Below are 20626 nucleotides of genomic sequence, written 5' to 3'. Positions count from 1 at the left end.
CGCCACGCACTTTCCTATCGAATGGATACGCCATGAATCAAGTCTCCCGAGAATATGCCCGGCGGGCCGCCGGGAAGGAAGAAATCCCCCTGGCGGGGGAGCCCGCGCGCCTTCCGGCACGAGGCTGCGCAGCGACATGGTCGCTGCGGTGGGCGGACGCACGCCGTTGGCGTTTGTAATGCACCCTACGCACGGGTGCTGCGCCGCGCTCTGGCCCGCAAAATCGAGGATTTTCGCGCGAATTCGCGAGATCCTCGTTGGGCGTCATATGTCGGACATGTCGGACAAGACCGGCGGACTTTGTCCGACAGCGCCGCTAACCCCTTGATCCATAGCGCCATCTTCTGCCCGACGCGTCGGACGCATTAGGCCATTGGAATATTGGAGCTTTGCGGCTATAGTCGAGCCGCTTCACAACCTCATGTCCAAAGGCTCCACTTTTTTGGAGCATCACTTTGGCAAAATTATCTCTCCGGCTCGACGACGCTCTCTATGATCGTCTGCTCGCCTCGGCGGACGCGGCGGGCATGACCCCGTCCGCTTATATCCGCGAGGCACTCGAACAGCTCAATGGCGCCGATCCCTTCGGTTTCCACGCCCGCTTCGATGAACTTCATTCGACCGTCATCCAGATACTCGCGATCCTCGCGTCGGACGTTGGTGCGCGCGACCCCCGGGCGCTCGCCAAGGGGATGGAGGACACCCACCGGCTGCTCCGCGAACGGGGGCTGCCGACCGGCGATGCGCTTGCTCGCCAGGGGGGAGGGCGGATGTCATGAGCATCTTTCGCAACGACACCCTCGGAAGCTGGACGCGCGGCGGCCAAGCTATCGTCCACAATGTCCGCATGACCACCCAGGTCTTCTTCCAGACCGTGATGGCGGGAACCGCGATCTGGATCATCGGCGCCATCTGGTACGCGCTCGAAAAGTCGGGCGATTATCAGCGCTACCTTCTCCTCAAATATGCCGAGGCCCTGTTCAAGTCCGATACGGCGCGAGGGACCACCGACCCGGTGCTGTTCCGCAGCCCCGAGGGGCGTGAATATTGGACCTCGGCCGACCTGCTCATCGGCGCGCCGATCATGAAGGAAGCGCTGAAAACGCTCGAGAGCGACATCATCACCGGGGCGATCCTCTCCGGTTTCTTCGCGCTCGGCGCGCTCCTCGTCGCCTGGTTCTATTTTACCCGGATGGGGCGTGGACTCGGTTCGAACGAATATCTGCGCGGCGCGCGCTTCGGGTCCGTCTGGCAAATCCGCCGCGCGCTCTGGCGCGAACGCAAGGGGAGTTTCGCGATCGGCGGCGTCAAGGTTCCGCTTGCTTTCGAGCCCGAACATATATTGATCTGCGGGGCTCCCGGCACGGGCAAGACCAACATGATCGTCAAGATGCTCGCCGGCATCCGCGCCTCGGGCCGGCGCGCGATCGTCTATGATACCGCCGGCACCTTCGTCGAGAAATTCTACCGGCCCGGGAAGGACATCCTCCTCAATCCGCTCGACAAGCGAACCGCCATCTGGTCGCCCTGGGTCGATGTCCCGCGCGACTATCATTATGACCAGATCGCGGAATCGATGATCCCGGACAAGCATGGCGACCCCTTCTGGTCGAAGGCCGCGCGCGGGACTCTGGTCGCAGTCATGCGCAAGCTCGCGGCCGAGAAGCGCACCTATGTCTCGGCGCTCCTCGAGACCATCGTGCGTTCGCCGCTGAAGACCCTCGGCGCCTATGTCGCGGGGACCGATGCGGCGGCCTTTGTGTCGTCGGAAGGCGAGCGGACCTCGGCGGGGGTGCAGGCCGAGCTTGCCTCGGTAATGCGCAGCTTCGCCTATCTCGACGATACCGACGATGGTCTCTCGATCCGCGACTGGGTGACCACCGAGGGGGATGACAGCTGGCTTTTCATCACCGTCAAGGCCGACCAGCTTCCGTCGCTCCGCCCCCTGATCACCGTCTGGCTCGACATTGCGATCAGCGCGATCATGAGCCTTGAACCCGATCAGGCCCGGCGCCTCTATTGCGTGATCGACGAGCTGCCGAGCCTCCAGAAACTGCCCTCGCTTTCGGATTTTCTCGCCCGCGCCCGCAAATATGGCGGCTGCGGCATTTTGGGGTTCCAGTCCTATCCGCAGCTGAAAGCAACCTATGGCCAGGAGGAAGCCGCCGCCGTGACCGGCTATTGCTCGACCTGGGTCGCACTCCGGGGGAACGACGGCGACACCGCCGATCTCGTCTCGAAGAATCTGGGACAGGTCGAGCAGGTCGAAGCCAATGAGGGGATGAGCTACGGCGTCAATGATATGCGCGACGGGGTCAATCTCTCGCGCATCCAGGTGACGCGGCCGCTCGTCCTCCACACCGAGGTCACGAACCTGCCGAACCTTGCAGGCTTCTTGCGCTTCGGCCGCGGCTTGCCGGTGATCCGGTTCGACGATCGCTACAACCGGACGCCGTCCTCCGCGGAGGCTTTCATCGAGCGGAGCGATCCCCCGCTGCGCACCGTGTCGACCCCTTCGCTGCCTGCTCCCGCTGCTCCATCCAAACCGCCTGCCACGCGCAAGCGCCCGCCGAAACAGGCCGCCGGTTCGGCGGCGCCCGAACTTCCTCTGGGTCCGGTCGCCACCGCTGGCGATGGCGACAAAGGCGACGGAAAGGCACCGATCGATCCTGCCGGTGGTATCGGGGGACATGACCCCGATGCGCCGATTGCACGCCTCGAGATCATCGCCACGCCGTGGACGCACTCGCTTCGCCAGCACGGTCGCCCGGGCGGCCGCCGCAGTCCCGCGAATCCGGCATGATCCATCCGCGCCGCCTCGGGGGCACGCCCGCTAATGTCGCCCGCTATTACACCATCGGCGACTATTATACGAAGGGAGGGAACGAGCCCTCGGCATGGGGCGGGCGGATCGCTACCGAACTCGGGCTCGAAGGTGCGGTCGAGCGCGGGGCGCTCGAGATGCTGCTCGCCGGCAAGGTCGGCGAGCAGCATCTCGGCCGTCGCCGCCATGGCACCATCGAGCATCATCCCGGCTGGGACTTCTCGGTCAACGCGCCGAAATCGGTGTCGATCATGGCGCTGGTCGCGGGCGACGAGCGTATCGTTGCAGCCCATGAGAAAGCGGTGGGTACTGCGATCGGCTGGATCGAGGAAGATGCCGCGCTTCGCCGCCGCATGAACGGCGACATCGTCCACGAGACGACCCGCCAGCTTCTCTACGCGCGCTTCACCGAACATGCCTCCCGCGAGCTCGACCCCCATCTCCACACCCATGTCGTCATTCTCAACATGACCCGGCACGCGGGGGATGAACAAATGGTCAGCCTCGAAACCCGCGCCATGTTCGCCGAGCAGATGACCGCCGGGCAAATCTACCGCAACGATCTCGCGCATCGCCTGCGCGGACTCGGATATGATATCGACTTCGACCCGCGGCGGGGGCTCTTCGAGATACGCGGCGTACCGCAGGACATGATCGCCGACATGTCGCGGCGCGCCGAACAGATCGACGCCCACGCCAAGGATCATGGCCTCGAGGGGCAGGCGGCACGCACGAGATCCTTCTTCGAAACCCGCCGCGCGAAGCAGAAGGTCGGGCTCGAAGGCCTTCATAGCCAATGGTCGGTGCGGTCCGCGGCGCACGCTCCAACTCTCGACGCAATTCGCAGCCGCGCGGACGAGCGCGGCGAACGGGAAATAGGCGTCGATCGGGCGACCGCGAGCCGGGCATCGCTTTACGGACTTCGCCAGTCCGAGACGCGCGAGGCCGTCAACAATCTCGGGCGGCTCATTCGGACCGGGCTCGCCTCGCATGTCGGCGAGGTGCGGCTCGAAGATGTCCGGCCCCTCTTCGAAGCGCATGAAGAAAGGTTCAAGCTGCTGCGGACCAGGGAGCAAACGGGCGACGGCGTACTGACGCGCGGACGGACCTCGCGCCGTACCGCGCGCCTCGAGATCGCGCTTTCGGGCCAGATCTCGCTCAGTCTCGACGACACTATACCCTTAGCTTCACCAGAACGGATCGAGGGATCGCTTCGGGGCAGCATCCTCAATGACGATCAGCGCAAGGTGCTAAGCTGGCTCGCATTGTCGAGTGACCGGGTCGTCAGCGTCGATGGGGTTGCGGGCTCGGGCAAATCGACGCTGGTCCAGCAATTGAAGGCGGCCGCCGATCCCGATTGGACGTTCGTCGGTTTGGCGCCCACCTCGTCGGCAGCGGGCAAGCTCGGCGCCGATGCCGACATTGAATCGCGAACCGTCGCGGCGCTGCTTGCCGGCGGCGGTCATGACGTTACCGACCGCCATGTGCTCGTCCTCGACGAGGCTGGCCAGCTCGGCAGCCGGCAGGCGCTCCGCGTGCTGCAAATCAGCCGCGACACGGGCGCCCGCGTCATCTTGCTCGGCGACAACAAGCAGACCGGGGCGATCGAGCAGGGAAAACCCGCCTGGCTCATGCAGCAGCTCGGTCTTCCGACAGCGCGGCTGAAGGTCGCGGTTCGGCAGGAAACCAAGTCGATGAAGGCTGCCGTCGCAAACGCGCGGCGCGGCGATTATGCCGCGTCGCTCGATGCGCTCGACAAGGTGGTTAGCGGCCAGCGCGCCGACAAGCTTGCGGAATCGTTGGTTGGCGAATGGACGCGGCTCAAACCCGGCACCCGCGAGACGACCAACATTCTCGTTCTCGACAATGCGACGCGGCTGATCGTCAACAGCCGGATTCGCGAGGTGCTGAAACGGGAAGGCGCAATTGGGCTTGAGGATCTGCGGCACTCCGTCCTCACATCGTCGGGCATGACCAACGAGGAGAAACGCTTCGCCCGCTTCTATTCGTGCGGGCAGGTCGTCCGGTTTGCGCGCGATGACGCAGCGCGCGGAATTGCCAAGGACCATGAATATCGCGTCGCCGGCATCGAGCCCGATAGCAAGGGTCGCCAATGGGTACGGCTGGCGGGCGAGAATGGCGGTCAGCTTCTCTGGAACCCGAGGCTGGGACGGGCATCCGAGGTCGCCGTCTTTCTGGAGGACACACGCGACGTGGCAGCGGGCGACCGCATCCAGTGGCGCCTGGCAGCGAAGGAGCTCGATCTTAAAAATGCGGAACGTGGGACCGTGGAGCGGATCGACGGCTCGGTCGCGACAATCCGTTGGGATCGCAAGGCCGAGCCGCAAGCTATTGATTTAGCGCTCCATCGCACCTGGGATCATGGCTATGCCGAGACCGTCTATTCGGCGCAGTCGAAAACCTACGACCGCGCCTATGTGCTGGCGCCGCTCGGATCGGGCCTCGTCAATGCCCAGAATTATTACACCGCGATCACGCGCGCGCGCTTCGGCGTCAAGCTCTGGACCGAGGATCCCGAGCGCCTCGTCCGGAAGCTCGAGGCGAACTCGGGCGAGAAGACATCGGCGCTGGAGGGGCTGGGGCGCCTCGCGCGCGACAGCCACCGAATACGGAGCCTGCGCCACCCGGGCGCAATCGAACGCGAGCGCGCTGCAATGTTGCAGTCACGAACTGAGCGCGCGCAGCGGCGGGCGGACCGAGAACGCGCTTGGGCGGAGATGTTCCGTCCGGCCAGCCTCGCCGAACGGCTTGCCGGGCGCGCCCACCGTGCGGCAGGCCAATTCGATGACTATCTGCACGGGCTATTGGGTGCGGGCAAGCAAGCGGCACCCGAGCCGGTACCCGAACAGCGGCGCCACCAGGAACCCGATCGCGGAGGCCATGATCGATGAAATCCGATGGTCCCGGACCGGACCACGAAGACTGCGGATCAGCGAGCGGAAGTCACGTCGGACCGATGGCGTTCGAACCCATCGACATCGACACCCTTTTATTGTCGGAGCGACGAGCCCCATGATGAAATTCCCTATTGTCTGCCGTTTGCTGACCATCATTGTCGCGGCTTCAACCTTTGCCGGGTACGCAAGCACGGCATCGGCCAAGCCTCCGGACGCGCAGCAGGAAGTCGAACTCGCCACCTGCATTCGCAAGGCCTCAAAAGGCAGGGCCTGGCTTGAGCGCACCCTGTGGGGACTCCGCGATCAGGAGGGCGGCTGGATCGGCGCCGCGGTCGCCAACAGCAATGGCACACATGATCTCGGACCCCTTCAGGTCAACAGCTGGTGGGTTCCGAAAATCGCCAAACTCGTCGGACGTCCCGAGGATCATGTCCGATCATGGTTGCAGAACGATGCCTGCTTCAACGCCGAGGCCGCGCGCTGGATATTTCTGTCCGGGCTGGCCGTCACAGGCGATTATTGGAAAGCGGTCGGCGTCTATCATAGTCCAACGGGGTGGAGGCAGGCGCGATATGCAAACAGCGTCGCAGTCCATTTACGGCGGCGCTTTGGACGATCGATATGGTGACACCGATATTGCGGAGATGACCCGCGCTTGGGTGGCTCAGCGGAACCACGGCCCGCTGAATGGGTCGGCGAGATACTGCTGCGCGGCCTTCACTAGCCGCTGGACGCGCGAGCGGTAGGATGCACTTTCAATTCGCCAACGACGCGCCGTGACACTCTCACCGAACAGGACCTCGGCGATTCTCTTCTGCGATGCGCCCGCGGCCAGCGCATCGGCGGTTCGTAGCTCGAGTATCCAGCGCGCGGCCCGGCTTTCGCGCGGACGCAGCGACGCCGGCATTTCGCCGCGCGCCGTCAATGCCAGAAACTGTTGCAACGCCGCGATCTTTGGGGCCGCTGAATCCACGCCTTCGATCTCATGCACGAGAAGAGTGGATCGGCCGAGCAAGGTGCCATCATGGTGCATAAGCCGGATCAGCCAGCGACCGTCCGAAATGAGCCAATGTTCTCTGTTCGCCTGATCGACCGAGATCGAGACATAGTCGGCGAGCGCGAGGACATCGAAATTATCGCCGGGACCAGGCGCGCGGCGTCCGGCGCGCGTCTGGAGAACTTTGGGGTCGACGTCAGGCGACCAGATGGGGCGAGCTTCGGGTGCGGAAATGGCGGGGTCGATCCAGGCAAGCAGACCGACCCTTATCGGTGCATCGATCGGGAGCCGGTCCCGGGCCGCCCATAGGCGGCGATACCGGGGTGTTCGCCGCAGCCATTCCCACGCGAAGGCGCGGCGGTCGCACAGCATAAGCGCCGAATATTCACTGGCCACCTGCCAATCGGCTGCAGGCGGACCGCTGTTCATGCAAAATAGCCGGAATATATTCGGAATATTTTCATGAAGCGTCGTTCTGGCCCTTGTCGATATCCCTCAGATTCCGGAAGCTTGGCGAGTGGTGATGTCGTGCCGTGCGGCACGTTCCGGTTGCGCCAGGCGAGGTGGTTGCAACGCTGCTTTACCTCCGCGGACCCGAACCTGCATTGTCCGGGCTTGCGGGTCTCCGGCGCGCACATGCGGCGCCGGGAGCAGGGCTAGCCGGCTATTCGGCACCTTCCGCAAAATAGGCGCTGAGTCGATGCATAATCTCGGGCTCGATCGTCATGATGCTCCGTCGCCCGTCGAAGGTATCGGGCTGCCGCCGTAATATGCCTGCTTCGCAGAGCTTTTGGGCGAGTCGTAGCGCGCTGCTCATCGGGATGCCCGATGCGACGCACATGGGATATAGATGGAGCACCCGGCCTTCGCACTGGTGGATGAACAGGTCGAGCAGCATGTCCCAGGCAGGCTCGACGAAAAGACATTCGGCGCCAATAAGTTGTCGGCGCAGAAAGCGGCGACGCTGCGTGATGCGCGCGTTGGTCAGCACGAGCTCTGCCTTGGCCCGCCGATCGGCGGCGGTATCGGGGCTCTTCAGGGTGAAGGAGAAGGTGCCGCGTCGGGCCGTATCATCGACGATTATCCGTGATGTCTGGTTTGCGGTCACGACAATATGACCCGACAGCCGGATATCGAGTGCATGTCCGATATCCGCGAGGCGGCGCGTTGCTTCGATGTCCTCGTCGCTCGGATGCGGATTTCCGCTCGGATGATTGTGGACGAGCAGAATCGCGGCGGCATTGAGTTCGAGCGCGCGGCGGAAGATGACCCTCGGATAGAGCGCCAAATGGGCGAGGCTGCCGCTTTGCAGGCATTCATCGGCAATAAGATGGCGCGACCCATCGAGGAACAGGATGCGCAGATGTTCGTCGGCGAGCGACCCCATGGATGCGATGAGATAGTCTCCGAGTTTCGCATCGTCCAGATCGATCCGCCTCGAATAGAGCCTGCCGCGCATCGATGCGAGCATCGCGCGCCGCGTGCAGAGGAGCAGGTCGATCACCGCTGCGTGGTCGCCGAGAATGCGGGCCAGGGCTTCGGGCGTTTGGGCCCAGATCCTCTCGAGGCTGTGAAACTCTTCGAGAAGCGCGCGCGCTAGGTCTTCGCTGTCTTCCGGAGAAATCGCTGCGATGAGCTGTGCCAGGACGGATAATTGGCGTTGGTGCGAAGCCGTCTTTGGTGCCGCCAGGTTGCGAACAACAGGAGAGGGGGAACCGCCCAGGAGGCCGCTACCTGCATGACCATATAGGCCGCCGGATCCATCGCGAGATTGAGGGCGCGGCTGGAATGGGCCAGCAGCGGCAATATGTGGAGAACGGCCGCGATCATCGGCCAAAAACGATAGGCGAAAAGTGCGAGCAGCAATGTCGCGGAGGCGCCGAAACCATCGATGAGCAAATGCCCGAAGTCGAGAACCGCATATTCGGGCGCAACGAACTGGTGCAGCAGAAGGTCCGATCCGACCATCGTCGCCGCGATCCCCGCCATCACCCGTTCGGGGCCGCCACCCCGCCAGGCGGCGTAGCCAAGAGCCGCGAGCAGGAACAGGGCGAAGATCGCGACACGCATTTCGCATCTGTTTCACTCTCGCGGCCCCCGGTCAAATTCTTACGTTGCGACCGCATGCAGCCGGTGGACGGCTGCCCGCTTCGGGCATTCCTCGTGCAGGTCATAACCCGCCGTTTCCTGGCCGATGGCGACCAGTTCGCCATGGACGCGCAGCACATCGCCGCCGGCGTCGATCAGTGCCATCTGCGCTTTCGCAAGGCGCTGGATCGTCGCCTGCCCCTTGGCGGGCGGCACGCCTTCGGTATCACGCCGCGCCGTGACCACGCTCGCCATGAGCGACGATACGGCGATGAGGGCATCGTCGATCCGGATTTCGGCTGACGGCAATTGCTGCTGCAAGCTGGTGGCAATGGATATGAGATGTTCGGACATGACTTCTCCTTTGCCAGAAGCAGGGCTTCCGGCTGTTGCTGTAGGGCAAGATGAAGGGATTTAGCCGGACATGAGCCGCGTCAGCGCCTCTGCAATACCGAGCCCGCCGAGCAGGGCGAACACCACCACCATGAGCATGATGGCGATGATTGTAGCCTTGGCAGTCGGTGCATGGTCATGCCTCCAGATCGTCCCGGACGGTGGGCGTTCGCCCGATAATCCGGCCATCGCCCCTTTGCCCTCGCGGACATCGAGATAATGGTCCGGATCGCCGTCCGGGAAATCGGATGGCGCGAGGGAGGGCATGATGGGAAGCTCTACCGGATCATATGCGATCCGATCGCATATGCTCTTCAGCCGGGCATAGCGGATGGCGGTATCGTCACGATTGATGGCGGCGAGCGTCTTGCGCGCAGCCGATATCCGCTGATCGACCGTGTACCGCGAAATGCCGAGCTCGCGGGCGATCTGCTTCGACGTCTTGCGCTGTAGCACGAGGTCGAGGCACAGGCGCTGCTTGTCGGTGAGCAGCGCCCAGAGCCTTGCTTCGGCTGCGTCAGGTTCCTGCGCCCCATCCATCCCGTCAGTTTCGTGACATTGTATATTGAGGCAAGCCGCTTTTGAAATTTGGCTTCTTCATTAAGCCCATCCTCGAACAGATATTGCCCGTGACCGGGCGGTGACCTTTGATTGTCGGTGTGCTTCGACTTCGAAACAATCCCCAATCTGGTTCTAACTGACGAATATATTTGAAACATATGGCGCCGCCGATAGCGTCGCCCCTGTTCCGCGCTGCTGGTGGACCAACGGCAGGCGTCATGGCTGGACTTTCGCCTGCTTGAGAGGGCTGGGGGGCAGCACTGAAACAGGGGCTTCACCCGGCAGTCAGGCTTGAGGACGCTGCCGGTGCCGCCAATGGGTCGGAATGCGCACAATCGAGGCCGCGCGGCAACTTGAAGACGACATCATGGCGGTCGATAGCGAGGACGCGCTCGTCGATATCCTCCGCGAGATTTGCTCGCATATGGGCTGCGCCTGGTTTGCGATCAGCCACCATGTCGATTTTCTCGCGGCTCCCGACAAGGGCATCCGTCTCCACAACTATCCTGAAGGCTTTGCGCATTGGTTCGACGAGAATCGCCTCGGCGTCTCGGATCCCGTGCACCGCTTCAGTCATCGCCGAACATCGGGTTTTCGCTGGCGCGATATGACGCTCCATCGGCCGCGACCTCAAGATGCCGAGGTGCTGGAACGCGCCCGCCGTCACAACATCGCCGACGGACTGACGGTCCCTGTGCATTTGCCGGGGGAGGCGCATGGCTCTGTATCCTTTGCATGGACCGATAGCGGATCGATGCCGCCCGAAGCGCTTGTCTTTGCGCAAAGCCTCGGGGCGTTCGTCTTCGAAGCCGCGCGCCGGCTCGGCGATCCCGTCTCGCTCGATGAGCGGCCGCAGCTTACCGATCGGCAGATCGAATGTCTGATGTGGGCGGCGCGCGGCAAATCCAATTCGGTCATCGCGCAGCTGCTCGATATTAGCGAGGAGACGGTGCGCGAGCATTTGCGCAATGCGCGGGCAGCCTATGACGCGCCGACGCGGATAGCGCTCGCCATTCGCGCCCTGTTCGACAGCGCGATCTGTTTCGGGGATGTCGCCCGAGGCTGACACCCCCCCTTTGTGTTATGGCACGGCCGCATTTCCCGGTTCATCTGAATTGTCTCTTTTCAAACAAGGGGACAATCTCATGCTTCTCACCATCGACCAGGATAGCCGGGACCGCGAACATATCGCGCTTCGTTCGATGTTCGCGGCGCGCAAACGCGTCTTCATCGATCTTCTGAAATGGGACATTCCGGCCCTCGCGGATCAATATGAAGTCGATCATTTTGACGATATCCATGCCACCTATCTGATCGTCACCGACGAGGCGGGCGAACATCTCGCTTCGGCACGTCTGCTGCCAACCACGCGGCCCGCGCTGCTCGATGCGCTCTTTCCCTTTCTCGTCACCGGCCCCATCCCTCAGGGGCCAGCCATCTTCGAAATCACCCGCTTCTGTCTCTCGCCGGGGATCGGCGCGCGGCAGCGCCGGATCGCGCGCGACGTGCTCCTCGTGGGTCTCGCCAAACATGCCCTCGCGAACGACATCCACACCTACACTGGCGTCGCCGAACATACCTGGTTCCGGCAGATTCAGACTTTCGGCTGGGATTGCCACGCGCTTGGCGAGCCGGTCCTCCACCAGGGACAGGCGCTTGTGGCGCTTCGCATCGATATCGATCGCTCCACGGTGGCGAAGCTCGCCGCAGCGGGCATCGCCGTCAAGTCCGCTGCGGCCCCCGCCGCGCGTGCCGCTTGAGGAGGGCGCGATGATCATCAATCCAGCATCATACGGAATAAACCGTCGAGGCTCGCCCGCGGCCCGTGACCTCATGTCCAATGGCTTCGCGATCATCCGGGGCGCCGCGCCAACGTCATTGCTCGGCCGTATCAATGTCGACCTCGATTCGCGTTATGCTGCCACACCCTTCTGTGAAGGCGGCTTCTACGGCGCGAGGACCAAGCGCTTCGGACGCCTGCTCATTCGCTCGCCGCACATGGCGGACCTCGTCATGAACCGCGCGATACTCGAATTGGCCGAGATCGCGCTTGGCAATTGGTGCGAGCGCATTCAGCTCAACCTAGCGCAGGCGATCGAGCTTCATCCCGGCGCGCTCGCCCAGTTCCCGCATCGCGATCAGGATATGTGGCAAGGCGCGCTCGGCGAGGTCGAATATCTCGTCAACGTCATGTGGCCGCTGACCTCGTTCACTGCAGAAAATGGCGGAACGATCATCTGGCCGCGCAGCCATGGGCTCGAAGCGCTGGTGGAAGAGCCAAGGGAGGCGCCCATCATCGCTGAGGCCGAACCCGGCGATGCGATCGTTTTCCTCGGGTCGACGCTGCACGGAGCCGGCGCAAACCATAGCAAAGCTGTCCGGCGGGGGATCATTGTCAGCTACTGTCTTGGATGGCTCAAGCCCTATGAGAATCAATGGCTGGCCTATCCTCCGCATATCGCGCGATCCTTTCCAAGGGAGATCTCCGAACTCGTCGGCTATGTCCAGCACCGGCCCAATCTCGGCAATTTCGAGGGTCAATGCCCGTCGGTCCTCTTCGATGCCGACCCCGAGGACGCGCGCGCGGCGGTCGATGCCCTTCGGCCCGATCAAGCCGCCATGCTCGCGCAGCATGTCGCGTCCCAGCAAGCGGTCGCCTCGGGGACGAGATCATGAGTCCCGGCGCGACGATGGAACTCGTCTATGCCGAGCTCAAGGCGAAGGTGATGCGCGGCGACTTCGCGCCGGGGGAGCGGCTCGAACCCGCGCAACTTGCGAGGGTGCTTGGCGTCAGCCCGACGCCGGTCCGCGACGCCCTCTACCGGCTTTCGGGCGAAAGGCTGCTCGAAGCCTGGCGTCACGAAGGGTTTCGGCAACCGATACTGGCCGAAGCCGACCTCCACGACCTTTATGCCTGGGGCGCGTCGCTTCTGGCGCTGGCGCTCGAGGGGCAGCCGCCCGACCCCCACATTCCGCAGAGATCGTTCAGCGACTCAGGCGCCGGCGATTATCCCGAGCGGGTTGCGGCGCTGTTTCGGGCGATCGCCTGGACCAACTCTAATCGAGAACTTCGATTTGCGACGGTGAGTTTGATCGAACGCTGCCATGTGTTTCGGGCCGCCGAAGTACGCGTCGACCGGCGGAGCGACGCGGCGATCATCGCGATGGACGATGATTTTCGTTTCGGGCGCTGGAGCGCCTTGCGCAGCAAAATCACACGTTTCCATCGCCGCCGTATCCTTCTCGCGGGCCGCGTCGTGGCGGAACTCAGGCCGCGCGAAGAGTCGCTCTAGAATATATTCGACCCATATGAGCCGTATAAAATTCCTATTTGAACGAGGGAGCATAGCCTTGGCCGTGTCGCAATTCCGCGGCATTGACGAAGGAGAGTCCCATGGACCGCAATGACATTGTCGAAGACGGCATCGAGGAACTGGGCGTCGCGAGCATCGAGACGCGCGGCTCGCTCATCTACGTCGCCGAAATCGGCGGCTTCGAACGGCTCGTTCCGGCCATCCTGGCTGACTGAAGGCCGGGGAGGGCGCGGCACATCGCCGCGCCCTCCACATTCTCATGACATATCAGCTTCGACCCGGGCTTTCCTTTGGCTTCATCGGCGAACGCGCCGTTTTGCTCGACCTCGACATCAACCGCTATTTTCTGATCAAGGCCGAGGCCGCCCAGGCTCTGCGGGACCTGATCGCCGGGACCATTGATGCAGGCACAATTCGTCGCCTTCCCCGGCCCGGCGGGCGGTCGCTGCTGGTCGAAGGCAGCAACGGTTTCGAACCGGTGGAGGCTGCGCTGCCCGGCTCAAGTGTCCTCGAGGCGGAAGCCCGTGTGTCAGCCCATCTTCCATTTCACCATGCGCTGCGCGCGCAACTGGAGGCGAGCGCCAGCCTGCGGATATTGGGCATCAAGCGCAGTATCGCGGCATGGCGCCGGGCTCGCCCGGTGGATGTCGGGCGGCAGTTTTCGATCGAAACTGCGGACCACGCGCGCGCCTTCGCTCTTCGACGTGCCGACGTCCCGATCCAGCGAAGCTGCGTTCCGGACTCGCTCGCCCTGATGCGCCTCCTCTGGCGAAAGGGCCTCGACGCCGACCTCTATTTCGGCGTTCGCCTCGATCCTTTCGCCGCGCATTGCTGGGTGCAGGCCGAAGACTATCTGTTGTCCGATCCGCTGGCGAATGTGCTCAGTTTCACACCGGTCTTCAGGCTGTGACTTTGCGCATCGCCTTCGAAGCGCGCGCTGCGTCGCATTCTGAACCCCGTGGGAGCCTCCGCGAGGTCGCGCGACTGGCCCATGTCCGGTTGCTGAGCGACGCGGCGGTAGCGTTTTCGAAGAAGGGTAACACGCTTCTGTTTGGCTGGGCGTTCCGCCGCTCGGACAATCGCGCCTGCGATGAGCTCGGTGATGACGAAGCCCGTGAAATCGAAGCGCGCGGCGCTGAATGGGCCGTCAAACATTTGTGGGGCAATTATCTTCTGGCCTGGAAGGAGCCGGCGGGCGATGTCCATGTCCTGCGATCGCCGGTGACGGGACCAGCGCTCTTTTTCGCCGAAGACGGCGCCTGCGCATTTTCGCACCTCGAGATTGGCAAGGCGATGGGCCTTTCCCTCGACAGGCTCGATCCCGCCGCGATCGATGCCCAGCTTCGCTTCCCTATCTTGCGCGGTCCGGCAACCGGGATCGCCATGGTGCGCGAGCTTCTCGCCGGCGAAACACTCATGATGGGTTCGCCCGCGGTCGTTCGCCAAGCCTGGTCGCCATGGTCCTTCACCGTGCGTCCACCAGTCGAGGCGTCGCTCGACGAGCTCCGCCGACACGTCATGTCAGCGGTCGGCGCATGGTCGACGCGGTTCGAGCGCGTCCAGCTCGAGCTCTCGGGCGGGCTTGATTCCTCGATCGTCGCCGCCTCGCTCGCGCGGACGCGTGCGACGTGGCGCGCGGTGACGCTTGTGACGCGGCGTCCTGATGGGGACGAACGCCGATACGCCCATGCGGTCGCCGATCACGCCGACATAGCGCTTCTCGAAATATTGCTGAATGCGGCCCCACCGGACCCGCTTGCTGCCCTCGGCGAACCGCGCGTCAGGCCCGGCGGCTTCGGCCTGATCGACGAGAGCGATATCCGGTTATGCGAAGCAGCCGAGGGCTATGGTGCGGGCGCGATATTCACCGGCGTCGGCGGCGATAATCTCTTCGGCTATATCATTTCCGCAGCTCCCGTAGTCGACGCGCTGCGCTTTGCCGGGCTCGGCGCGGCCTGGCGAGCGGCCTCCGACCTTGGGCGCCTCACTAACACCCATATGCTCGAAGCATGGCGCTTCGCTATCAGGCGCCTTCTGAAGCGGCCTCCGCCCTGGCCTCGCGATGAGCGGTTCCTGGCTAGCCGTCATGCTTCGACGGTGCCAGAACATCCCTGGTTTGCCGATGCGTCCGCCGCCAGCGACGGACAGCGCGCCTATGTGGGCATGCTGATGCGCATCCTGCCCTTTCTCGACGGTTATGACCGCGCTTTTCATGTGCCCGTGATCGCGCCGCTGCTTTCGCAACCATTGGTCGAATACGGCCTTGGCGTCCCGGTCTGGCAATGGTCGGCGGGCGGGCACGATCGCTCACTAGCGCGCAAGGCGTTTGCGGGCGATCTTCCGGCGCTTGTTTTACAGCGCCGAACGAAGGGCGGACTCGAATCCCTGTTTGTGCCGGCCTATGATCGAAACCGCGCACATCTGCGCGACTTTTTGCAGGAGGGACTGCTGGCGGCGCTGGGTATCATTGATTGTGACGCGATTGGCGCCGCGACCGCGCGTCCTGCTGGCGCGCTCGACAATGACTATGTTCGCATATTGCAACTCGTCGACATGGAAAGATGGGCGCGTTCGGTTGCAGGGGCACCGACGGCTGGCGGCCAATAGCCCGTGCCGGATGTCCGCCGGGGAACGGACGCCCGGCACGAACCTATGGCGCGGGACGTTGCAAGGGATGTCCCGCGCGCAATTCGCGCCAACGCGCATATCGATCCTGCTTTTGAGGGTTCGGATCCTCGAAATCGGCCAGCCAGAAGCGATACCAGTCGAGGTTGCGCGCATTGACCGCAAATTGATGCACCGGCTGGGTCTTGATGTGAGGCTCGTCGGCGAACACGAAGAGCTCGGCGGGCTTTCCGGCCCGTTTGAGGCGCGTGTGAAACTCGATGACAAGGCGAGCCTCGGCTTCGGGTAGTTGCATCAGGAGAGGGGTGTCGAGGCCGGCGGCGTCGCTTGTCGCGGAAAGCCGGTTCCAGCCTTCGGGATCGGTGTCGGGATCGCCGAGGCCCCATCGGTTCGCCAGCGTGTCGGGCATACCGCTGCCGGGCAACGCAGTGGCCCAATAGAAATGGGGTTCGAACTGCGCCGACGAGAGCGTCGCGGCGGCGAAGCGATCCGACTTGCGGATGGCCCAGAGGGCGACCTGCGATCCGAAACTGAGGCCGCCAATACCGACATGCCGTGGATCGACGATGCCGTCTGCGGCGAGCGTATCGATTGCGGCGGAGATGCCCGAAAGCGCCAGGTCATATTCTTCCTCAGCGTTGGAGAATTTGCCCTGAGCCTTTCGGATACAGAGAACCGCTATCCCGGAGTCCGCGAGGGGCAGCATCGGGATCTCGTCGCCGACGCCGCCCTTCAAGAAACCGTCGCAATGATAATATTGGATCACGAGCGGGAAGGGCGGCGCAGCGTGCGCTGGACGAAGCAGGAAACCGCTGAACTTTTGCCCACTGGCGATCGACCAGGACATGGGCGTGGCCTTTGTGGCGATCTTGCGCCGCAGGTCCGCATTGGGGTCGACCAGGAGTTTCCGGGCCCCGCTGCTATAATCGACGCGAACAAGCCTCGGCGGCGAGACGCCTGAGGCTTCGGCGCAGACAAGGAAGGCGGGTCCAATCGCGCAGCGATCGGGATTGAAGGGCGAGAAGGGCGCCCCGTCGGTGACCGCGAGCCGTTCAGGCGCTTCGCCATTCAGACGCCACAACGAAATTGTCTCTTCGGATCCCGGACTGGCCTCGAAGAGCAAAAGCGCCTTGCCGTCGGGGCGCCAGCCAAGCGCGCGGAGCCTGGGTGATGCACAGGCAGCGATAGCGCATTCGAGGGGCGGATGGCCCGGCTGCAACACGTCGACGCGGGTTTTGCCTCCATCGCGAACGATTCTGGCCTCCGCGCTGTCGCCGGCGACGACATGTTGCCCGATCGCAGAGGTCTGCGGCACGGGAGAGTCGGGCTGGGCCGATCCCCACACCATCGCCGATTTTTCCGTCGGCGGCGTGTCCGCGAGGAGGCGCACGCGTTCAAACCATCCTCCCCGAAGCCGCTGCATGACGCGCTTCCCGTCGACGATCGCGCCCCCGGCGAACGGCTGCATGACATCGACCGTTGGATCAACGAGCACCCCCTCATCATAGGCCCGCTTTTCCGCCGCCGCGATTTGGGCTCGTGTCGCCCCGACATGATAGATGATGCGGCGACCATCGTCCGCCATCCGGAAATCGACGATGTCGGCAGGATCGGAAATCGCGAGCCGGGCCTTGCCGCCCATGCGCCACGACCACACGCCGACCGCGCCGTCCTGCATCGCAAGAAAGTGGAAGCCTTTCGAATCCGCGTCCCATATGGGCGCATTCTCGATCAGCGTGCCGGCAAAGCTGAACCTCGCCGCGCCTCCATCCGCGACGCGGCGATGGTCGCCGCCATTGACCCCAACGATATGCCAGCCAAGTGCAACGCGGTTTTCGGCCACCGAAGGCTCGCTCACACGATAGGCAGCCCAGCGGCCGTCGGGCGATATGGTGACGCCGCTGATGTCGCGTGTCGCCACAATATCCTCGACGGTGACGAGCGGCGTGGCGGCGGCCATCGCCGCCGCCAGCATCACCATGTTACGATCCCCTGCAGCGCGATCGTTCGCCCTACAGCGCTCGCCTGCTCGGGGTCATAGCCGAGTACCGAGGTCGCCGTTCTGAAAAGGACATAAGGCGGGTCCCGATCGAAGAGATTGTTGACGTTGAGTGCCAGGCGGAAGGCTCGCCCACCTGGAGCGCCAGCGATGCGCGCGCCGAGCTGGAGGTCGAATGTCGTCCAGCTCTTCACCTTTTCGGCAGGCGTCGCGGTCTGGTTGCGATAACCCGACATATGGAGCAGCGACAGCCCGCCGTCGAAGGGCCCCGCCTCGAAGCCGAGGCGACCGCGCAGGCGGAGCTTCACGGGATTGCCAAGCGTCCCGACCGCGTTGATCGCTGGCGCGGAGCGCGTGACCTGCTGGTCGATGCTGAACAGGCGAGATCCGCCCAGCGAAAGCGTGAGCGCGCCATTCGGAATGGAATGGCGGTAGGAAGCGTCGAAATCCAGGCCGCGGATCGTCACCCGCGACAGGTTGAAAGTTCGCGCATCGGCGATGACCTCGATATCCGAAGCTTGGACACCGAGCGGATTTCTGAGGTTCGGATTTGCGAAATAGGCAGCGACCTCCGCCGGGTCGGGCGTCTCGTCGACAAGCTCGCCATAGACATCCCGCCGTGCGAGGAAGTTGAAAATATCGAAGGAGGCGCTCGCGATACGGTCGCGATAGGCAATGTCGAACCAGGTGGCTGAAAGCCTCAACCCCGGCAGGGCGACGGGTTCGAGGTCGACGCCCGCCGTCCAGCTCGTCGCCTTCTCGGGGCCAAGGTCGGGACGGAAACCAAGTAGCGCGAGCGCCAGCGTCTGGCCGGTCGGCGATTGAGGATCGGGCAGATAGACGGGCTGGTAGGTCGCATTGGCGGCGCCGACCAGTTCGGTGAAGAAGGGTGCCCTGAAGGAATGGCCATAGGAGGCCCGGACCACCACGCCCCGAACGGGCGTCCAGCGCAGACCCAGCTTGGGGTTGCTCGTGCTGCCGACGTCCGAATAATCCTCATGGCGTCCGGCGAGCGACAGCTGCAGCGCACCCGGGAGGCTCGTCCCTGCATCGAAGATGGGAATTACCAACTCGCCATAAAGGGCTCGAACCGTGCGCTTGCCCGGAAGCCCGGGCAGGCGCGAGGTGGTTGTGCTGTTACCGAAGAGGTCAAAGACCGACGTATAGTCGAGGCGTTCGCCGCGAATCTCGGCGCCGGCGGCGAGTTTCACTGTGCCGGCGGGAAGATCGAACAAACTGCCGTCCGCGCGCAGAGCCGCCGTCCAGACTCGCGAGCGCACCCGCGAGACAAGGCCGCCGCGAAGTCTGCCGACAAGCGCCGGATCATTGACCGCGCCGTCTCCGAACACGTTCAGCGCTGTTGCCGGGTCGGATAATACGAGCGCCTCGGAGCGGCGCGTGATGTGGATGATATTGATGTCGTCGGCGCGCTCGCGCTGCAGGCCGTAGCCGCCGCTGATCTCGAGCGACCAGTCGCCAACATTGGCGCGTGCCCCGCCTGAGAGGTTGAGGGCGCGCGCTCTACCGCGCGCGCCCTCGGGACCGAAATCGGCCGACGGGTCGTAGAATACCGTGATCGGCTGACCGGTGCCGATCGGATCGACATAATAGGGATTGGCGCTCGTGACGGTGACGGGAACGGGTCCGAACCGGCGCTGGTTCACACGGTAACGCCTGTCCGCATAGAGACCCCGCGCAAAAAGGGTGATCGCCCCGATCTCCTGTTCGGCTGAGGCATAGAAGCTGAGGCTGCGTTGGCGCGGCAGGATGTCGACGAGCCGCTGCGCGTCGGCGCGATTGAAGCTCCCCTCGATCAGATCGGCCGCGGTGAGGCCCCGCCCGTCCTGTCCAGGGGGAATTGCGAAAACGCGGCCATTGGCGGCAAGGATCGTCCCGGGATTGGCGAAATTCGACCGAAGGTCGGGGCCGCCTACGGGGCGCAGATCTTCGCTGGTGAAGCGCCGCTTCGTTGCGGGCAGGTTGCCGCGGCTGTAATATTCGGCGGCGAGTACGAGGTGACCGCTGTTCCATTTTTTGCCGAGCAGCTGGGCGATCTGCATCTCGCTGAAATCGCCGTCCGCCGTCCCGGCTCGCATGCGCGTCTCCGCACCTTCGAAGCGATTGCGGAAGCGAAGATTGACGACGCCTGCTACCGCGTCCGAACCGTAAATGGCCGACGCCCCGTCGGTCAGTATCTCGATACGGTCGATCGCGGACGAGGGGATCAAGGAGAGATCGGTAAACGCACCCCAGGCACCGCCCATGGCCGGGCGAACGCCGTCGAACAGGGTGAGCGTAGAGGCGCTGCCAAGACCGCGCAAATTGATCCCCGACCCGAAGTTGAGATTTGTGTTCGCATTGCCTCGCGCGGTCGCGCCAAATGTGGCCTCACTGGGGCCGCCCGAGAAATTCTGCGGGATGGTTTGAAGATAGTCGGCGAGCGTCGTGCGCCCGCTCCGGTCAAGCGCATCGCGATCCACGATCGTCACGGGCGAGCCGACCGGGCCGGCTCCGCGAATGCGGGTACCGGTGACAATGATCTGCGCGTCATCACTCTGCGCGGTCCCGCGATTTGCCGAGCTTTCGGCGAACCTGTCGCCCTTTCCCTCGCGGATAACGAGCGTTCCGTCCACGCTTTCGGCGACCAGTTCGGTGCCGGCCAGAAGCTGCGCCAGGGCCGCATCGGCGTTGAAGGTGCCGCTGACCCGGGCGCTTTTCTTGCGCGCGACAACGTCCGAATTGGCGATGACGTCCCGGCCCGAAAGTTCGGAATATTGCCGCAAAGCGTCCGCCAGATCCTGCGGCGCGATGTCATAGCTTTGTTGGCCCGTCTCAGCCGAGGCGGCGGGCACTGGAAGCCCAATCGTCGCAGCCGTCGAAGCCAGGATAGCTGCCAGAAGTCTCACT

At 63.8% G+C, this 20626-nt stretch carries 18 protein-coding genes; 11 read left to right on the top strand and 7 right to left on the bottom strand.

The annotated features are described in order from the left end of the window. Positions 1-455: 455 nt before the first annotated feature. From RIA72_RS10875 to RIA72_RS10860, 4 genes are read left to right on the top strand one after another with little or no spacing between them, the layout of a single operon-like run. A complete protein-coding gene (locus RIA72_RS10875; RefSeq protein ID WP_062769473.1) occupies positions 456-779 on the top strand; it encodes a YlcI/YnfO family protein in 324 nt (107 codons plus the stop codon). Next, the gene (locus RIA72_RS10870) at positions 776-2803 is read left to right on the top strand and encodes a type IV secretion system DNA-binding domain-containing protein (protein ID WP_082813374.1); all 2028 of its coding nucleotides are present in this window, start codon (positions 776-778) and stop codon (positions 2801-2803) included. Before RIA72_RS10875 ends, RIA72_RS10870 begins: the two co-directional genes overlap by 4 nt. Next, positions 2800-5736, top strand: a complete 2937-nt coding sequence (mobF, locus tag RIA72_RS10865) for a MobF family relaxase (RefSeq protein ID WP_062769515.1) — start codon at positions 2800-2802, stop codon at positions 5734-5736. Before RIA72_RS10870 ends, mobF begins: the two co-directional genes overlap by 4 nt. Next, entirely contained in the window at positions 5726-6370 is a 645-nt protein-coding gene (locus RIA72_RS10860; RefSeq protein WP_322787082.1) for a lytic transglycosylase domain-containing protein, read from the top strand. The genes mobF and RIA72_RS10860 overlap by 11 nt, the downstream gene beginning before the upstream one ends. A gap of 36 nt (positions 6371-6406) precedes the next feature. On the opposite strand, the gene RIA72_RS10855 is transcribed toward RIA72_RS10860, so the two are convergent. From RIA72_RS10855 to RIA72_RS10840, 4 genes are all read right to left on the bottom strand, one after another. Continuing rightward, positions 6407-7168 carry a DNA -binding domain-containing protein gene (locus RIA72_RS10855; protein ID WP_062769479.1) on the bottom strand — a complete coding sequence of 254 codons (762 nt, stop codon included), beginning with the start codon at positions 7166-7168 and terminating at the stop codon, positions 6407-6409. Positions 7169-7403: 235 nt separating this feature from the next. Next, a complete protein-coding gene (locus RIA72_RS10850) occupies positions 7404-8576 on the bottom strand; it encodes a JAB domain-containing protein (RefSeq protein WP_215353390.1) in 1173 nt (390 codons plus the stop codon). Positions 8577-8848: 272 nt separating this feature from the next. Beyond that, positions 8849-9181 (bottom strand): hypothetical protein, encoded by a 333-nt coding sequence (locus RIA72_RS10845; RefSeq protein WP_062769485.1) that lies wholly within the window; start codon positions 9179-9181, stop codon positions 8849-8851. A 60-nt stretch (positions 9182-9241) separates the two neighbouring features. Continuing rightward, positions 9242-9760 carry a helix-turn-helix domain-containing protein gene (locus RIA72_RS10840; protein ID WP_062769488.1) on the bottom strand — a complete coding sequence of 173 codons (519 nt, stop codon included), beginning with the start codon at positions 9758-9760 and terminating at the stop codon, positions 9242-9244. 346 nt (positions 9761-10106) lie between these two features. Here RIA72_RS10840 and RIA72_RS10835 point away from each other — a divergent pair, with 346 nt between their 5' ends. The 6 genes from RIA72_RS10835 to RIA72_RS10810 all read left to right on the top strand — a co-directional run bounded on the left by RIA72_RS10835 (position 10107) and on the right by RIA72_RS10810 (position 14005). Then, a complete protein-coding gene (locus RIA72_RS10835) occupies positions 10107-10847 on the top strand; it encodes a LuxR family transcriptional regulator (RefSeq protein WP_062769491.1) in 741 nt (246 codons plus the stop codon). A 79-nt stretch (positions 10848-10926) separates the two neighbouring features. Then, positions 10927-11541, top strand: coding sequence for an acyl-homoserine-lactone synthase (locus RIA72_RS10830; RefSeq protein ID WP_215353470.1), 615 nt, complete (start codon positions 10927-10929; stop codon positions 11539-11541). A 73-nt stretch (positions 11542-11614) separates the two neighbouring features. Beyond that, positions 11615-12457, top strand: coding sequence for a phytanoyl-CoA dioxygenase family protein (locus RIA72_RS10825; protein WP_215353388.1), 843 nt, complete (start codon positions 11615-11617; stop codon positions 12455-12457). After that, positions 12454-13074: a GntR family transcriptional regulator gene (locus RIA72_RS10820; protein ID WP_062770315.1), complete on the top strand. Its 621-nt coding sequence runs from the start codon at positions 12454-12456 to the stop codon at positions 13072-13074. The genes RIA72_RS10825 and RIA72_RS10820 overlap by 4 nt, the downstream gene beginning before the upstream one ends. A 101-nt stretch (positions 13075-13175) precedes the next feature. Further along, a complete protein-coding gene (locus tag RIA72_RS10815) occupies positions 13176-13310 on the top strand; it encodes a hypothetical protein (protein WP_255266016.1) in 135 nt (44 codons plus the stop codon). A 44-nt stretch (positions 13311-13354) separates the two neighbouring features. After that, complete coding sequence (locus RIA72_RS10810; RefSeq protein ID WP_062770312.1) at positions 13355-14005, top strand: lasso peptide biosynthesis B2 protein; 651 nt, start codon at positions 13355-13357, stop codon at positions 14003-14005. Here RIA72_RS10810 and RIA72_RS10805 read toward each other — a convergent pair. Then, positions 13945-14541 (bottom strand): hypothetical protein, encoded by a 597-nt coding sequence (locus RIA72_RS10805; protein WP_218017003.1) that lies wholly within the window; start codon positions 14539-14541, stop codon positions 13945-13947. The two genes, RIA72_RS10810 and RIA72_RS10805, sit on opposite strands and share 61 nt — an antisense overlap. Before the next feature lie 24 nt (positions 14542-14565). On the opposite strand from RIA72_RS10805, the gene RIA72_RS10800 reads away from it, so the two are divergent. Further along, a complete protein-coding gene (locus tag RIA72_RS10800) occupies positions 14566-15702 on the top strand; it encodes an asparagine synthase-related protein (protein ID WP_350032146.1) in 1137 nt (378 codons plus the stop codon). A 43-nt stretch (positions 15703-15745) separates the two neighbouring features. Here RIA72_RS10800 and RIA72_RS10795 read toward each other — a convergent pair whose 3' ends face one another. Together RIA72_RS10795 and RIA72_RS10790 are read right to left on the bottom strand one after the other, a co-directional pair. Continuing rightward, positions 15746-17701: an Atxe2 family lasso peptide isopeptidase gene (locus RIA72_RS10795; RefSeq protein ID WP_062770306.1), complete on the bottom strand. Its 1956-nt coding sequence runs from the start codon at positions 17699-17701 to the stop codon at positions 15746-15748. Further along, positions 17695-20625, bottom strand: a complete 2931-nt coding sequence (locus RIA72_RS10790) for a TonB-dependent receptor domain-containing protein (RefSeq protein ID WP_162928325.1) — start codon at positions 20623-20625, stop codon at positions 17695-17697. The genes RIA72_RS10795 and RIA72_RS10790 overlap by 7 nt, the downstream gene beginning before the upstream one ends. Between the last annotated feature and the right edge of the window lies 1 nt (position 20626).

Source organism: Sphingopyxis sp. (genome assembly GCF_040216815.1).
In the GTDB taxonomy this organism is placed as follows: Bacteria; Pseudomonadota; Alphaproteobacteria; order Sphingomonadales; family Sphingomonadaceae; genus Sphingopyxis.
This window is presented reverse-complemented; position numbering and strand designations above follow the sequence as displayed.

Coding starts and splice junctions, on each gene's coding strand:
- mobF (WP_062769515.1), top strand. CDS start 2,800: ATGATCCATCCGCGCCGCCTCGGGGGCACGCCCGCTAATGTCGCCCGC.
- RIA72_RS10820 (WP_062770315.1), top strand. CDS start 12,454: ATGAGTCCCGGCGCGACGATGGAACTCGTCTATGCCGAGCTCAAGGCG.
- RIA72_RS10830 (WP_215353470.1), top strand. CDS start 10,927: ATGCTTCTCACCATCGACCAGGATAGCCGGGACCGCGAACATATCGCG.
- RIA72_RS10840 (WP_062769488.1), bottom strand. CDS start 9,760: ATGGATGGGGCGCAGGAACCTGACGCAGCCGAAGCAAGGCTCTGGGCG.
- RIA72_RS10825 (WP_215353388.1), top strand. CDS start 11,615: ATGTCCAATGGCTTCGCGATCATCCGGGGCGCCGCGCCAACGTCATTG.
- RIA72_RS10860 (WP_322787082.1), top strand. CDS start 5,726: ATGATCGATGAAATCCGATGGTCCCGGACCGGACCACGAAGACTGCGG.
- RIA72_RS10810 (WP_062770312.1), top strand. CDS start 13,355: ATGACATATCAGCTTCGACCCGGGCTTTCCTTTGGCTTCATCGGCGAA.
- RIA72_RS10815 (WP_255266016.1), top strand. CDS start 13,176: ATGGACCGCAATGACATTGTCGAAGACGGCATCGAGGAACTGGGCGTC.
- RIA72_RS10870 (WP_082813374.1), top strand. CDS start 776: ATGAGCATCTTTCGCAACGACACCCTCGGAAGCTGGACGCGCGGCGGC.
- RIA72_RS10845 (WP_062769485.1), bottom strand. CDS start 9,181: ATGTCCGAACATCTCATATCCATTGCCACCAGCTTGCAGCAGCAATTG.
- RIA72_RS10855 (WP_062769479.1), bottom strand. CDS start 7,168: ATGAACAGCGGTCCGCCTGCAGCCGATTGGCAGGTGGCCAGTGAATAT.
- RIA72_RS10795 (WP_062770306.1), bottom strand. CDS start 17,701: ATGGTGATGCTGGCGGCGGCGATGGCCGCCGCCACGCCGCTCGTCACC.
- RIA72_RS10835 (WP_062769491.1), top strand. CDS start 10,107: ATGCGCACAATCGAGGCCGCGCGGCAACTTGAAGACGACATCATGGCG.